General features: G+C 34.8%; 10 protein-coding genes and 3 pseudogenes. 8 read left to right on the forward strand and 5 right to left on the reverse strand.

Going from position 1 to position 15,996, the window contains the following annotated elements:
• Window positions 1-50: 50 nt before the first annotated feature.
• The 3 genes from AC0L5U_RS11235 to AC0L5U_RS11245 form a co-directional block, all read right to left on the reverse strand.
• The gene (locus tag AC0L5U_RS11235) at window positions 51-1,430 is read right to left on the reverse strand and encodes a glycoside hydrolase family 28 protein (protein WP_473416504.1); all 1,380 of its coding nucleotides are present in this window, start codon (window positions 1,428-1,430) and stop codon (window positions 51-53) included.
• Window positions 1,431-1,445: 15 nt separating this feature from the next.
• Window positions 1,446-2,072 (reverse strand): DUF4982 domain-containing protein, encoded by a 627-nt coding sequence (locus tag AC0L5U_RS11240; protein ID WP_473418273.1) that lies wholly within the window; start codon window positions 2,070-2,072, stop codon window positions 1,446-1,448.
• Between the two features lie 155 nt (window positions 2,073-2,227).
• The gene (locus tag AC0L5U_RS11245; protein WP_473416505.1) at window positions 2,228-3,928 is read right to left on the reverse strand and encodes a glycoside hydrolase family 2 TIM barrel-domain containing protein; all 1,701 of its coding nucleotides are present in this window, start codon (window positions 3,926-3,928) and stop codon (window positions 2,228-2,230) included.
• Between the two features lie 363 nt (window positions 3,929-4,291).
• Here AC0L5U_RS11245 and AC0L5U_RS11250 point away from each other — a divergent pair, with 363 nt between their 5' ends.
• The 8 genes and pseudogenes from AC0L5U_RS11250 to AC0L5U_RS11285 all read left to right on the forward strand — a co-directional run bounded on the left by AC0L5U_RS11250 (window position 4,292) and on the right by AC0L5U_RS11285 (window position 11,601).
• Complete coding sequence (locus tag AC0L5U_RS11250) at window positions 4,292-6,700, forward strand: glycoside hydrolase family 98 domain-containing protein (RefSeq protein WP_473416507.1); 2,409 nt, start codon at window positions 4,292-4,294, stop codon at window positions 6,698-6,700.
• A gap of 43 nt (window positions 6,701-6,743) precedes the next feature.
• A pseudogene (locus AC0L5U_RS11255) lies at window positions 6,744-7,067 on the forward strand (carbohydrate binding domain-containing protein); the annotation flags it as partial.
• Between the two features lie 594 nt (window positions 7,068-7,661).
• Entirely contained in the window at window positions 7,662-7,967 is a 306-nt protein-coding gene (locus tag AC0L5U_RS11260) for a T9SS type A sorting domain-containing protein (protein WP_473418274.1), read from the forward strand.
• 32 nt (window positions 7,968-7,999) lie between these two features.
• Entirely contained in the window at window positions 8,000-8,707 is a 708-nt protein-coding gene (locus tag AC0L5U_RS11265; protein WP_473416508.1) for a hypothetical protein, read from the forward strand.
• A gap of 56 nt (window positions 8,708-8,763) precedes the next feature.
• Window positions 8,764-9,429 carry a cupin domain-containing protein gene (locus tag AC0L5U_RS11270; RefSeq protein WP_473416509.1) on the forward strand — a complete coding sequence of 222 codons (666 nt, stop codon included), beginning with the start codon at window positions 8,764-8,766 and terminating at the stop codon, window positions 9,427-9,429.
• On the forward strand, window positions 9,389-9,670 hold the full coding sequence (locus tag AC0L5U_RS11275) for a helix-turn-helix domain-containing protein (protein WP_473418275.1): 282 nt from the start codon (window positions 9,389-9,391) through the stop codon (window positions 9,668-9,670). The genes AC0L5U_RS11270 and AC0L5U_RS11275 overlap by 41 nt, the downstream gene beginning before the upstream one ends.
• 265 nt (window positions 9,671-9,935) lie before the next feature.
• Window positions 9,936-11,199, forward strand: a pseudogene (locus AC0L5U_RS11280) (alpha-L-fucosidase); the annotation flags it as partial.
• Window positions 11,200-11,241: 42 nt separating this feature from the next.
• Window positions 11,242-11,601, forward strand: a complete 360-nt coding sequence (locus tag AC0L5U_RS11285) for an alpha-L-fucosidase C-terminal domain-containing protein (protein WP_473418276.1) — start codon at window positions 11,242-11,244, stop codon at window positions 11,599-11,601.
• Between the two features lie 716 nt (window positions 11,602-12,317).
• Here AC0L5U_RS11285 and AC0L5U_RS11290 read toward each other — a convergent pair.
• Both AC0L5U_RS11290 and AC0L5U_RS11295 read right to left on the reverse strand, forming a co-directional pair.
• Window positions 12,318-13,855 (reverse strand): annotated as a pseudogene (locus AC0L5U_RS11290) (aminotransferase class V-fold PLP-dependent enzyme).
• A 90-nt stretch (window positions 13,856-13,945) separates the two neighbouring features.
• On the reverse strand, window positions 13,946-15,916 hold the full coding sequence (locus tag AC0L5U_RS11295; protein ID WP_473416510.1) for a protein-disulfide reductase DsbD family protein: 1,971 nt from the start codon (window positions 15,914-15,916) through the stop codon (window positions 13,946-13,948).
• Window positions 15,917-15,996: the final 80 nt, after the last annotated feature.

The raw sequence follows: 15,996 nt of genomic DNA on the forward strand, positions 1-15,996 counted from the left end.
CAAAAGAATTTGTTTATCATATTGAACTCATTTATAAAACTACTTGATAACTATTTTTGTTTTATCTGCTTTTTTTGGTTGTAATACAATTGTTTAATATCATAATTAACAACATCATCAAACCTTACAACAGGTCTTTCATCTTTTAAAACCGTATTTATATGCACGTTATTAATAAACAATCCTTTAATATGACGTGCATAAATACCAGAAGCTGGTAATGTACCTACCAAATGAAACTCCGGCCACCATCCCTTCAACACCTCCAATGTATATTCTTTTACATCTGTTTTTTCGGAATCCGACTTATCCCCATCCCCAGAAACGGTCATTTGCACATTATTTAACTGTATATCTGTAATATAGTGATCTGGTAATCCTGTAATGAATATTGCAGAATTTTTATCTAGCTCTTTATTATCTACAAGTATTCCATTAAAAATAAACCCATGCATCGCCTTCATAGGAGGAATTTCTTTAGGTGTATCTACTCCTGCCCTTTGCTTACAAAACGTCATAAAAATAGGCCTTGGCACATTTTTCATCACCAAATTTGAAAATACCATATTCTTCATTTCTCCACCTTCATTCATCTGAATTTTTAACCCCGAATCCTCGATATCATGAAATGTACAATTACTAACTGTAACAGATTCAAAATCCCCTCGAGATGCTAATCCTATGCGCATACCAGCCCATTTACTTTTGAATAGGCAATTCGTTATTACGATATCTTTACACGGTTTATCAGGGTTTGATGTTTGTAAACAGATGGAATCATCACTGGTATCAAACGATGAATTAGACACACGAACATTAGTACATCCGTCAAAATCTAACCCATCACCATTATTATTTACCCTGCTTAAAATATTTATCCCATCTACCACAATGTCATTACAGTATAACCAGGCGGATGTCCAAGACGCCGGATTTTTAAGAGTAACATCTTTTAAATGAATATTGTTACAATTTAAAAAACGTAGTAGCATTGGACGTCCATTTTTCTTTGCGGTAAAATTTTTAGGGTGACCATTGGCATCAATAGTTCCATAACCTTCAATAGCAAATGATTTGGCATCCTTTGCAAAAATCAAGCACCTATCCATGTGGGGTTCATTTTTGTACATGTTTTTATGAGTATCCGTAGCATAATCCTCAAAGTTTGGACTACCCAATAACACTGCACCGTTTTCAATATGTAGGGTTATAAAGTCTTTTAAATAGATGGTGCCAATTACAACTGTTTTTCCTGATGGAATTAAAACTTTACCACCTCCATTTTTAGAGCATACATCTATCGCTTTTTGAACTGCTTTAGTATCTAAAGTGATACCATCGCCTTTAGCGCCATAATCCAGCACATTGTAATCTTTTGCAAAAACTTGAAGTTGTATACAAGCTAACAATATGAATACTACTCTTTTCATCAACATTTATATAACCTATTTAGATGTAATAGAAATCGCATCAGATGTTAAGCCATTAGATGTTGCAGTAATTTTAATAACTCCTGGATTTTCATTGGCTTTAATTATTGCCAAGCATTGTCCGCTAAATGCTTTTCTATAATTTTCTTGAAAAGATTCTAATGATGCGGCATTACCATTACCAACTGCTGTTAAAGTGCCTTCTCCTTCAATACTAAAATTGACTAAATTAGAAGCCTCTGGACATAAATTCCCGTCTTTGTCTTCTATTCTAACCGTAACAAAAGATAAATCTACACCATCTGCATTGATATCACTTCTATCTGCAATCAATTTGATTTTTGCAGGTTCGCCCGCTGTTTTAATTTCTTTACTTGCAACCTCTTTTCCATCAATATAACCCACCACTTTAATGTTTCCTTTTTGATAAGGCACATTCCAAGACAATCTATATTTAGACTTGTACATCCCTTTTTCAAATCCGTTATACTCAGCATGAATCATTGTAAAATCTTTACCCTTTACTTTCTTTCCAAAAGATTTTCCGTTTACAAACAACTCTACTTCTTCGCAGTTTGTATAGGAATAAACAGGAATTGTCATGCCTTCTTTCCAATTCCAATGTGGTAATACATGCACCATAGGTTCTGTGGTCCATTGACTTTGATATAAGTAATACCTGTCTTTTGGAAACCCACACAAATCTACTGGTGCAAAATACGATGAACGTGATGGCCAGTCGTCATTCCAATACCCATTGGTTGAGTTATCTCTACCGCCGTAAGGTGTTGGTTCTCCTAAATAATCGAAACCTGTCCAGATGAATTCTCCAAGCGATGTTGGATTTTGTTCTTGAGCGTCAAACTCGACATCTGGTGGATATGCCCATTTAGGACCAACCGTTTCGTCATGGCTAGATACTTGAAAGGTTTCTCTTCTATGTTTATATTCCAAAGGTAAGTGGTACGCCCCCTGCTACTTGTTTGAGAAGACGTTTCGGATCCATAAAATATCATATCTGGGTTTTGAGACCTTATTTCTGCATAATGAGAAGGTTTATAATTTACACCTACAACATCAATTTGATCTGCCAATTTATTCTCAAAAGAAGCAGGATAATAGTTAAATCCAGCGGTTGTTGGCCTACTATCATCTTCATCGTGACAAATATCGTTTAGACGTTTTGCTAATTTCCATCCGTCTTTTTCCCCTTGTTCTAAAATTTCGTTTCCTATACTCCACATCACAACAGACGGATGATTACGGTCTCTTTTAATCATATCCCGTAAATCTTTCTCATGCCACTTATCAAAATATTTATGATACCCGTTAGGTACTTTGGCTTTTTTCCATTCATCGAAAGCTTCGTCTATAACAACAATACCTAATCTATCACAAACTTGTAACATCTCTGTCGATGGTGGGTTATGGCTTGTTCTTAAAGCATTAACCCCCATGTCTTTCATAATTTGCATTTGCCGCTCTGTGGCCCTGTAGTTAACCGCAGCACCTAAAGGCCCTAAATCATGATGCATACAAACCCCATCAAACTCTACTGGTTCTCCATTTAAAATAAAGCCTTTTTCTTTATCAAAATGAATGGTCCTAATACCAAACTCCGTTTTATATTCATCTACAATAGCGCCATCAACTTTAATTTGACTGGTTGCCAAATATAAATTTGGTTTGTAAATACCCCATTTTAAAGGATTATTAACTTCAATATTTTGAGAAACTTCATTTTCTGTATCTGGATCAACTGCGATAGCTTCCGAAGCTGATGCAACAATAACGCCATTAGGGTCTGTTATACTAGTTTCTAATGTTGCTTTCGCTAAGGTTTTTTCTGTATTTTTAATTTTCGTTTTTATATTGATGGTAGCTTTATCGTCGGTAACCGAAGGGGTTGTAACAAAAGTGCCCCATTGCGGGATATGAAGGTTATTATTAATCTTTAAACGTACATTTCTGTAAATACCCGCACCTGGATACCAACGTTCGGACAATATCTCTGGAGCTAATTTTACAGCAATAACATTGTCTTCCCCAAACTTGATATATGTTGTTAGATCGCATTCAAAGCCAATGTATCCATAATGCCTTTCACCAACAAATTCACCATTAATATAAACCGAAGCATTATCCATAGCTCCATCGAACTCTACTGAGACTTGTTTGTTTTGGTGTGCTTCATCAATGATAAAATGTTTTCTGTACCAAGCTATACCATCTATAGGCAATCCCCCATTTCTAGCATTATTAACATCGCTAAACGGTCCTTCAATGGCCCAATCATGGGGTACATTTAATTTTCGCCAACTGCTATCATCAAAACTACTATCCTCCGCTCCCTCAATCGTATCTTTTTTGAATAACCAATCTTTATTAAAATTTTGATCTGCCTTAGACGAAGACGTATTTGCCTTTTTTTGACATGATGAAAATATCAAACCACCTACAAGGGCGCACATTAAATAAGATAATTTAAAGATATTCATAAAGTATGGTTTAAATAGGTTTTGCTAAATTTATTATTGAGTTTAAAAAGCTTTATCAAAAAGGCTAACCCTAATTCCTCTTATACGTCCAAAAAGATATAATTACTATTTAAGGGTTATTTTCATAAAAAGGTAATTAGGCTGCGAAATTTACAAAAGAAAAAACAAATAAACAATAGTAGTCCCTTTGAAATTCTACAATACCTAAAAACCATTCATAATAGACACTAAATACAGTTGTCAATAACAATTTGTAATTAGTTTTACATGCTATTTAAATACATAAACAATATGGTGTTCAATTAACTTTGATTATTAAGAAATATAAAACTGGTTTTTAATATTTTTTCAACAAAAAAGCAAATGAAAAAAACACTACTTCACAAGACTAAACTGCAACAATTACTTTTAATAACCTCACTCTTTTATGCTCATACCATATTTGCTCAGGTTGAATTATTATTCCCAAGAAATAATGACGAATTAACCGATATTGCCGTTTCTTTTAGAGTAAAAGTTAGTAGCGATGGCCCTTACCAGCTTCAAGCTTCTAAAGATCAAAATTTCACAGGCGCAATTGTCACTCAAAACCGAACGGTAGACGACAGATATGATGATAGAAACATCGTTTATTTCTATTCTAATTACGGAACAATTACACCTTCTAAAAAATTCTTATTAGACCCAGGCACATGGTACTGGAGGGTTACGCAAGATGGCGGCGCTACGTTTAGCGAAACACGAACACTTATTGTTAATGATGATAAATCTCCTACCCCAGTTCAACTATCTATTAGTCCAGAAAAACCATTATTTCACTTTAGAATTAATAGTAAAACTGTTTTTGAGTCTTCTGACCCGGCAGCGTTACTTAAAGAAATGGTGCCCGACCACTTAAAAGATATTGTTGTTTTAGATATTGGACAATCATTTTTCAGTAACACTCAAGGAATGGATTTGGTAGAATTCTCACGCTTTTTTGATGATTTGGGGTATAAATTTTTATTTGATACTGGTGGTGTTGGTGACTTATCTCCTAGAGGTAGAAGTAGTCTACTTTCTGAAATTGAAATAGCCTTTAAAGAATTACCAAACTGTGTTGGAGCAGCAACTTCTGAAGCCTTTTACGGTTACTTTTTTGATGAAGACAAGCGATCTAACATAGACGGTATTATAGAACTATGTAGAAAATATGGTAAGGTATTCTCTTATGGAGATATGAACTGGCAAGCGGCTAAGTGGCCACTTTTCAGTTATGCAAATTATGATGCCTATCAAGATAAAAATTATGGAGACTATTTATTGCCTCAAAATAAAACTACAGATCCATGGGGCGCTTATACTAACGTAAGTTCAATTCAGGGTATGAAGCTTACCGGAATGATAAAAAATATTGGAATGTGGTCTGATGCATGGTGTTGGGAAAAATTTGGTAATGTGGATGATTTTGAACTTGAAGAATGGATGGCTGGATCGCACGCCACCGGAAGTGGAACAAAATACCACCCTTATATACAAAACATGAAACAATTTATTTACGGAATAACCTATGGGTCTACAGTATTTACAATTGAACAAAGTACACATTACGATCGTTTTACGGGCAGACCTACAGATCACTATCACAGATACCTTGAGCCTTTTATTAATGCCGTAATAGACGAAAAATTAATTCCGTCAGAACAAGCAATTAATAACAACTTCAAAATAATTGTAGATACTGGAATTAATACTACTGATGCCAATAGCACGCCAAACATAACCTACATGCCAGGTAATATATGGGGCGATGTTCTTCGTTCCACATATGGTATTTCAGACCTCGAACCTTATAGCGATGTTGTATTTACCAAACAAAACTATGACATACAACAAAGTGCCTATTTAGAAATGATTCCGAATACAGACAGGTATCCCTCTGGTATTCCATTTTTACCTAAATCTACGGTAAGCCCACCTGTTATTAACGGTACGCCATTGGCCGTTGTAAAACTAGAGGATTTAGATACGCAAGCAGAAGCAGATGCTAATTTAAATATATTTTATCCAGAAAGCACAAACGAAGCTTACGCACAAATCATTGACAATTCCATCTTTGTATTCAATACCTTAGAAAATCACGATATAAAACAAAGTTATACCCTAAATATAAATCATGCCGGTATAGAATCACTATCTGGAAATATTGATTTAATGAGTTATGTTATTGGTAAATTAAAGCCTGATGATGGAGGTTCTATATTTTTTCAAGTGAATGGTTATGTTCCTAATCCGAGTTTGAGGGAGGGTGAATATTCACTACCTGCCTACCCGTCTATATTAACCTTTAAATGTACGGCTCAGCCCAATATTAAGATTGAGGAATTGGGAGCTATAGCAAATTCAAATTGGAATGAAAGCACCAAAGAACTAACCTTAGAAATTGATCATACTACAGCAGGAGCAGTGAATTTCACACTACTACAAGCTCCAGTCCCAGAAAATATAAGTATTGATCATGTGCCAGATTTAATTACAACAGCTTCAAATTTAGATTTCAAAATTGGCTATAATTTGAGTGAAACTAGAGATATTGTTGTATCAGTATTAGATGTAAATGATATGGTAATTGCTACAACAACAAAAACCATCACTAAAGGTGTGAAAAACGATATATTTACGTTGAACTTCAATCCTATTCCTGCATCTGGAACAGGTTATTCGGTTGTGGCTCAAATTAGGCCAGTTGGTGGCGATACATCACAGGTTATTGTAGAAAAAAACGCCCTTTGAGTTTTTAACGGAAGTTACTTGTCCAAATACAAACGTTTACAATGAATGTTTTGAAGATGGCATTGGTTTATGGACTGGTGGTTATGGCTCTGGACAAAGAGGCATACAAAGAGATGAAGTTTACCAAGGCAACTATAGTTTAAGAATGCAGGGTGAAGGTGCTGTTTCTGCGGTTATCTCAGGACTTAACTCCAGTAATAATTATGAAATCAGGGCTTTTGCAAAAAACTTGGGTACTAAAAATATTAATTTCGGCCTAAAAGATTATGGCGGACCAGAGACCTCAACAAGCGTTACAAATACCACTTTTGAAGAAAAAACACTAACCTTTACCACCGGTTCTAATAATACAAGTGTTGATGTTTACTATTATTCTCCAAATGTAGAGTCTGATGCATACTTAGACAATATATCAATTATAGATCTAGGTTGCGCAGAACCCAATTGTAACGATACCGATTTAGATGGTGTTTTAAACGAAGATGACAATTGCCCCAATACTCCAGTAGGCGCAAGTGTAGACGCTAACGGATGTGCACTATTTTCCGTGGCCCATGATAATTTCCTCATAAAATTAACTGGTGAAACCTGTAGCAATAAAAACAACGGAAGTGTTCTGATTACCACCGAAAATTCTTCTGCTATCTATACAGCGCAAATATTAGGAAATGGTATTGATGTTTCAAAAAACTTTTCTGCACAAACTATTTTTGAAGATTTAGAGGCTGGTGATTATACTATAATCATTACGGTTGATAAAGATCCTGATTTTTATGGCGAGTATACTATTACTATTACCGAGCCAGAAGAATTTGGTGTGACCAGTAAAGTGAACTCTTCTAAAAAATCTATCAGTTTGAATTTACAAGGAGGAGAACAATATGATATTAAAGTAAACAACCATACCTACAGAACCAATAACTCTACTATAACATTGCCTTTAGAAAAAGGCCTAAATAATGTGGTTGTAAAAACAAATAAGGAATGTCAAGGTGTTTTTTCAAAACAGGTCTTAATTGGTTCCGATTTAGGGGTATATCCAAATCCTGCTAGTAGCGAAATTACGATTCTTACACCAATGCTGGTTTCAGAAATAGAAGCTATACAAGTGGTTGATATCTTAGGGAAAACACATTTAAGCATTAACCATTTCTCAAAAAGTGATTATGAATTAGCTATGGACATATCCGCTCTGGAAAGAGGATTTTATATAGTAAATATTTCAGCTAATGAAGATGTGTATACTCTAAAATTTGTAAAGAATTAACAGAATAAAAAAACCATCAAATGACAAAAACAATGAAAAATAATATATTAAAAATAGCGTCTCTTACAATTGTAATTATAGTTTTACAATCCTGTGGCGGTGGTAGTGATGGTCCGGGAGAGCCAGCTGAAAATAGAAACCCATCTGTTCCTACCCTATCAAATCCAACAAATAGTTTATTATGTATCGATAACAACCTTACATTTACTTGGAATGCCTCTTCTGATGCTGATGGAGACCCCATAACTTATGCGTTAGAAGTGGCAACAGATAATGCATTTACACAAATTGTACACAATTTTAGTAATCTTACTACAACCTCTAAAACCATATTTTTAGAGAAAGGATTGGCGCATTATTGGAGAGTTAAGGCAAAAGACAACAATGGAGGCTCTAGCGCATATTCTTCAACATTTCAATTATATACCGAAGGTGATGGTGAAGTTACCTATTTGCCCTATGCCCCCGTTTTAGTAAGCCCAAGTATGAACGCTATGGTAACAGGCACCAGTACTAGTTTGTCATGGAACGCTAGTCATGTAGACGACAATGCTGTACTAAGCTACAATGTGCTTATAGATACCAATAGCTCGCCAACAACCGAAGTTGCAAGCGACATAAGTGAAACCACATACTCGGCAACGTTATCGGCTTCTACTACATATTATTGGAAAGTTGTTGTAAAAGATGATAATGGTGGTGTTACCCAAGGGCAAGTCTGGAAATTTGAAACAGAATAACCCTCCTTGTTAAGATTAATTTTAAATTATTTATCTTTCAAAAAAAAAGCATTAAAATGAAACCACAACTCATAAAAGTTCCTAACAAAAGTGATGTTTCTTTTGATGTTGTAAATGAAAGGGTTCCCTATTTTTATAATCCATTCCATTATCATAGCAAGCTAGAATTAACCTATATTCTTGAAAGTTCTGGCACAAGGTTTATAGGAGACCATATCGATAATTTTGCTCCTGGGGAACTGGTATTGGTCGGCCCCAACTTACCACATTGCTGGAAGAATGATGCAAAATACTTTGATACCTCATCCCAACTTAGAGCTGAAGCTATAGTGATTCATTTTGATGTAAATTTTCTTGGTGAGTCGTTTTTAAAAACCCCAGAAATGACTCAGGTTTCAAAGCTTATTTTAAATTCGGAAAGAGGTATCTTGTTTAGTAGTGAAGTGACCAAACGAGCTCTCAAAAAATTATTTCGTTTAAATTCGCTATCAAATCCTTTAAGGTTAATTCATTTTATAGAAATTCTAGAACAGCTTAGTAGGGATTCAAACTATAAAACCTTAAGCTCAACATCGGCAAACTATTCTATAACCGACAAAAATTTATCAAGAATCAATACTACGATAGATTACATATCAAAAAATTACACAAAAAGAACTTACGGTACAACACCTTTCCGAAATAACGCATTTAACACCAAATGCATTCTGCAGGTATTTTAAAAAACACACCCGTAAAACCTTCAAATTATATTTAAACGAACTGAGAACTGCCAATGTTTGTAGACTTTTGAGAAATACCGATTTAAGCATTTCAGAAATAGCCTATACAAATGGCTATAACAGTATGTCTCATTTCATTAAGACTTTTAAATCCTTAAAAAACATGAGACCTAATGAGTACAGAAAATACATCAAGGGAACCAAAGTTATACCAATGACAGAATCAACCTTGAATCCATAAAGAAATCTCACGATTTCAAATGATTTGATTAATCTGAAAACTTGCACGTGTCATTGATGGCTATTCAAAAAATACAAATATTATGTTCAAACATTGAGAAATAAGCAAAAGAATTATGAAAACTAAGCGCATTAACGTATTCGCAATTACCTCAATCTTATTGTTGCATTTCGCCTTTATCGGATTTACACAGGAAAAAGTGAACTCCACTGATTCCCATAATGTTCCAGAGTATAAAACTTCCAAAATAAAAACTCAAATTTGGATGACAGAAAACTTAAACTCTGATACTTTTGGCAGTAACTCTATTAAAAAGGAACCAAACAAAGAATATGAGAAACTGCACTTGGCTTCAGATACTCTTCGGAGTTTAAATCAAGCTCGGAAGAGTATAACAGAAGAGAAAAACCATAAACTGTTTGTCGGCACAAATAATCTTGATACAAACGCACCAACTGATGCTCAAACACCTAATTTTGAAGGGACTGTGGAATCTTTGAAGCAATATGAATGTCCGGAGTGGTTTCGGGATGCAAAATTTGGAATTTGGTCTTGCTGGGGGCCTCAATCGGCTGCCCATGTGGGGAGATTGGTATGCAAAAGATATGTATGTACCAGGGGCACAAAGAGGCCAGTACGAGCACCATCTAGCAAACTATGGCCATCCATCCAAATTTGGGTATAAGGATATTATTCCGTTGTGGAAAGCCGAAGATTTTGATGCGGATAAACTCATGAACCTTTTTAAAAAAGCAGGTGCCAGATATTTCGTAGCACTGGCTGTACATCATGACAATTTCGATCTCTGGGACTCTAAGCACCAAACATGGAACGCTGTAAATATGGGTCCAAAAAAGAACATCATCGCCGAATGGAAAAAAGCCTCTGAAAAGTACGGTTTGAGATTTGGAGTTTCTGAGCATCTCGCCGCAAGTTTTACGTGGTTTCAAACTGCTCACGGTAGTGATGCCCAAGGGAAAATGGCTGGAGTGCCTTACGACGGGGCAGACCCCAAATGGCAAAGCCTTTATCACTCGAAGGCAGATTCTAATGATAATGGTTGGTACTCTATTAATCCAGATTGGGCACAACAATGGTCTATACGAATGAAAGACCTTATCGACCAATATGAACCCGATCTGCTTTATTCGGATGGTGGCCTGCCCTTCAAGGAAGTTGGCTATGACCTTCTTGCTCATTTCTACAACTCGAATATGAAACGCCATAATGGTGAGCTACAAGGCGTCTACAACCTAAAAGGAGGTAAAAATTCCCGGAAGGGATATGGCGAATTCATAGAGGGAATTGGAGTTTGGGATATTGAGCGAGGTGGTCGCTCCAAAATCAAGACAGACCCTTGGCAAACCGACACCTCTATAAGTGACTGGTTTTACAACGTAAACTGGAAAACCAAGGACACAGGAAAAATGTACCGTTCACCAGAATGGGTGATACAAACGCTTGTGGATGTGGTTAGCAAGAACGGCAATATGTTACTCAACATTACCCAACGACCAGACGGGTCCATAGATTTAGAAGCCGAAGATATATTGAAGGAAATAGCAAATTGGATGGAAATAAATGGCGAAGCAATCTTTAAAACACGGCCCTGGAAGATATACGGCGAAGGTGGAAAGACTGAGGCCGAAGATGAAGTGGTAAAAGGAGAAGACCATGGCTTTTCTTCATCTGATATCCGTTTCACACAATCAAAAGATAAGAATACGTTATATGTTATTGTTCTAGGATGCCCCGATAATGATTCCTTACTCATAAAAAGTTTGGCTACTGGGGAATTCAATCCAAAAAAAGTCCAACTCCTCGGCAGGTCTGAACCACTCATATGGAACCAAACTTCCAAAGGCTTGCTGATAGAATTACCTGAAGATATTGCCTGCAAATACGCAATGGTTTATAAACTTATAAAATAATCGTTAAACATAAGTTTTGAAAAGGGCAATTTAATATTTGGTAATTAATATTTGTTTGATTCTATGCGGATTTGATAAGTCATATTCACTTTCTTTACACCGTCTGTATAATTCTTTAATGGATATTAACTCAAAGGGTATAGGTTGGTTAACGAACCGTGAAAAAATACTATTTTCTATGTCATTCTTCATGGATTTATTTTGTTCTTTTTAATTGGTAACCAGCCAAGGTTTTAATCGTGGTTCCGGTTTGAGAATGAAAATATAACAAATTCTGCAGCAATAATTTGAGAAAAGCACTTCTTATGCCTCAAAAATTATTAATTGGTAACTAGCCTCTCCAAGCTAGGAGTAAATTATTAAATTTATTAGATTGGAAATTCAATAACGAGAGCCGAATTACTTTTAACCAATAATGAGTACACATTTTGGTTTGAGGGTAGCTAAAGGCGATTTATTTTGTAGCGAATAGAAGTGTAATTTGGTTTAACTTTGATACGAGAACACAATCTTTAAGATGTAAAGTCTCCGAAAAAGTGCAGATTAAAGTCCGCTTTTGACGCATGTATTCACATTTATTCGTACATAAAAAGTAGGATTTTTAACACTTTATGTTTGAGCGATATTTGCAAAAGCTAGGTCGCAAAAGAATTCATCTTTAAGGATTCCGTTTACATGTTCTTCTAGAGGATTTAAATGGCAATAGTTATTTGTCCTTAGAAAGAAGACAATGATATTTTAAACCAATCTTTCGAAATGATTCTTTCCATATTAGGATTCGCTTTATGTTGAAACTCGTTCTTTTCAAAATTATAGCTATAGTCTTCCTCCCAACTTTTATGATATTTTGCTACCATTTTAATGGCATCACATATAAAATTAATTTCCCTTTTAGTCATAGTTGGGTGAATGGACATACGAATCCAACCTGGCCTTTCCAGCAAGCAACCTTCCAATATTTTTTCTTCAATGGATTTTGAAGTAGGTTCATCAACATTTAATAAGTAATGCCCATAGGTTCCAGCGCATGAGCATCCGCCTCGGGTTTGTATACCAAACCTATCATTTAATAGTTTCACTATAAGATTGTAATGCACGTCATCTATATAAAATGAAAACACCCCAAGTCTATCTTTATGCTCTGGTGCTAATATTTTTAAGTTTTCAATTTTAGAGAGTTTATCAAAAACAATAGTATTCAACTCATGTTCCCTATCCAAAATATTTTGAACTCCCATGTCTTCTTTGAGTTTAATGGAAAGCGCAATTCTAATTGCCTGTAAAAAACCTGGTGTACCGCCATCTTCACGTGTTTCTATATCATCAATATAATCATGATCACCCCAAGGGTTGGTATAACTTACTGTGCCGCCACCGGGATTATCTGGCACCAAGTTTTTATATAATTTTTTGTTGAAAATTAGTACGCCAGAAGCTCCAGGGCCTCCTAAAAATTTATGAGGCGAAAAGGTGATAGCATCTAAATACTTCTCGTTATCTTTAGGATGCATATCAATGTCAACATAGGGAGCAGAACAAGCGAAATCAACGAAGCAAAGTCCATTATTTTGATGCATCACTTTCGCTACTTCATGATAGTTGGTTCTTATACCTGTAACGTTGGAGCATCCGGTGATTGCTGCGATTTTAATAGGAACATCTTTATGTTCATGTAAAAGCTCTTCAAGTTTTATCAAACAAGGCAGCCCTTCATCATTCGATGGGATTACCTTAACCCTTGCAATAGTTTCCAACCATGAGGTTTGATTGGAATGATGCTCCATATGAGATACAAAAATGATAGGGCGTTTTTCCTCTGGAACTATTGTGTCCTCTTTTAAGTTTTCACAAAGTTTGAGACCTAAAATGCGTTGAAATTTATTTACCGCTCCTGTCATTCCCGTTCCAACGGTTATTAGTACATCATCTTTTGAAGCGTTTACATGCTCTTTAATAATGGTTCTTGCATCATGGTAAGCATGTGTCATTATACTACCAGTTATTGAAGTTTCGGTATGTGTATTAGCCACATATGGTCCTATGATATTGCTAATTTTGTCTTCAATAGGTTTGTAGAGTCTTCCGCTGGCAGTCCAATCTGCGTAGATTATTTTTTTCTACCATAAGGCGATTCAAAATATGAGTCTATACCAACGATATTTTCTCTAAATAGTTTAAAGTACTCTTCAAGATTTGAAGGTTTTTGAGATTTTTCTCCAAATACTTTTTTTATACCTTGAGTAATTACATTCATGTTCTTTTTTTTAATAAAGAATCAATTTGTATGGAATATATATTAAAGTGATTCTTTTCTTTAAAATATTTTTAAACAATCTTTTTGAAATTATTTTTTGAAATTAAACAAACCGCTTTTTAACCACATATGATATTCTTCAGCATTAGGTGTATAAGAAACAGGTTTAATTAGGTTTTCTTCGCTATGATCCATTAACACATAAAATGGTTGTGTATTGGTTTTGTATTTTATAGTTTGTAATTCACTCCATTTTTGACCAATATATTTAAGTTTTTTTCCTGGTTTTAATTTAGAATCTACAACTTCTATATCATCTAATTTTCGTTTATCATCAACATAGAGAGATATTAATACCACATCGCTTTTTAGGATGTCTAATATTTTAGGTTTAACCCATACGTTTTGTTCCATTTTTCTACAGTTAACACAAGCATGCCCTGTAAAATCAATTAATACTGGTTTTCCTATTTTTTTTGCATAAGCTAGACCTTTATCGTAATCGTTAAATGCTAAAATATCATGAGGAGGCATTAAATGAGCTCCATCTGGAATACCGTCATGAATATTCGAGGCTGTTCCGCCAGAGCCTAATTGTGTAAATCCAACACCATAAGGGGATTCACTATAATGCTGAGGAGGTGGAAAGGCACTAATTAAATTTAGTGGTGCTCCCCATAAACCTGGAATCATATATATAGTAAATGATAATACAAGCAACCCTAGACTTAATCTTCCAACTGAAATATGAGTTATAGGAGAGTCATGTGGTAACTGTATTTTTCCAAATAAATAGAATGCCAAAGTCCCAAATATTGCTATCCAAATAGCTATGAACACCTCACGTTCTAACCAATGTAATTGTAAAACCAAATCAGCATTTGATAAGAATTTAAAAGCCAAAGCTAATTCTAGGAAGCCTAAAACAACTTTTACAGTATTTAACCAGCCACCAGATTTTGGTAAAGAATTTAGCCATCCTGGAAATGCTGCAAATAATGCAAATGGTAATGCTATAGCTAAAGAGAAGCCTAACATGCCAACAATAGGCCCTATTTGACTGCCTCCAGAAGCTGCTTCAACAAGTAATGTCCCTACTATTGGTCCTGTACAAGAAAAAGACACAATAGCTAACGCTAATGCCATAAAGAAGATACCAATTAAACCTCCACGATCTGCTTGTTTATCCACTTTATTAGCCCAAGAATTAGGCAGCATAATTTCGAATGCGCCTAAGAAAGAAGCTGCAAAAATTAATAGTAAGACGAAAAATGCTAGATTAAACCAAATGTTAGTTGATAGAGCGTTTAAGGCATCTGCACCAAAAATTAGGCTTACAAGGGTTCCTAATAACACATAGATAACAATGATAGAAATGCCATAAATAATAGCGTTTCTTATACCAGTAGCTTTATTTTTACTTTGTTTAGTAAAAAAGCTTACCGTCATTGGTATCATTGGAAACACACAAGGTGTAAGTAATGCTGCAAAACCAGAGAAAAAAGCAACAAAGAAAATACCCCAAAGACCTTTTTTAGAATCAGAAGAACTTGAGGAGTCTGAATTAATTGACTCATTAGTACTAGAAAGAGTTGTAATATTTTCCTCCTTCGCTTTTTCTTTTAGTGTAAATGTAAAATCTTCATCTATTTGTAAACAAACTTCTTTACAAACTTGCCCTGTTAAGTTTAAAGTAATTTCAAAAACATCAGTATTTTTTAACTTTACACGCTGCTTTAGTGTAGCGTTGTGATCGAAGAAAATTTCATAAACTTCAAAAATTTTATTAAATTTTTTAATCGTATCACTTTCTACGGCTTTTCCTATTAGCTCATAATTATCAGTTTCTTCTGCTTTTTCAATAACAATAGGAAGAGAACCTCCTTCAGGTGAATATTGAGAATAGACATGCCATTGAGGTTCTATTTGAGCCGTCATAACTAAATCATATTCAAGATCAGATACTTTTTCCACAGAGGTAGACCATTTTACAGGTTCAATAATCTGTGCGTTACCAAATATTGTACAGAATAATATGAGTAAAAAAACAAGTTTTTTCATGATGATTATTTAATTTAATTTAATTTTAAAAAGGGTTATTCTTAAGAATAACCCTTTAACTTTTTCGTTATTTTTAAGTG

It is taken from the genome of Jejuia sp. G7-7, from assembly GCF_055808955.1.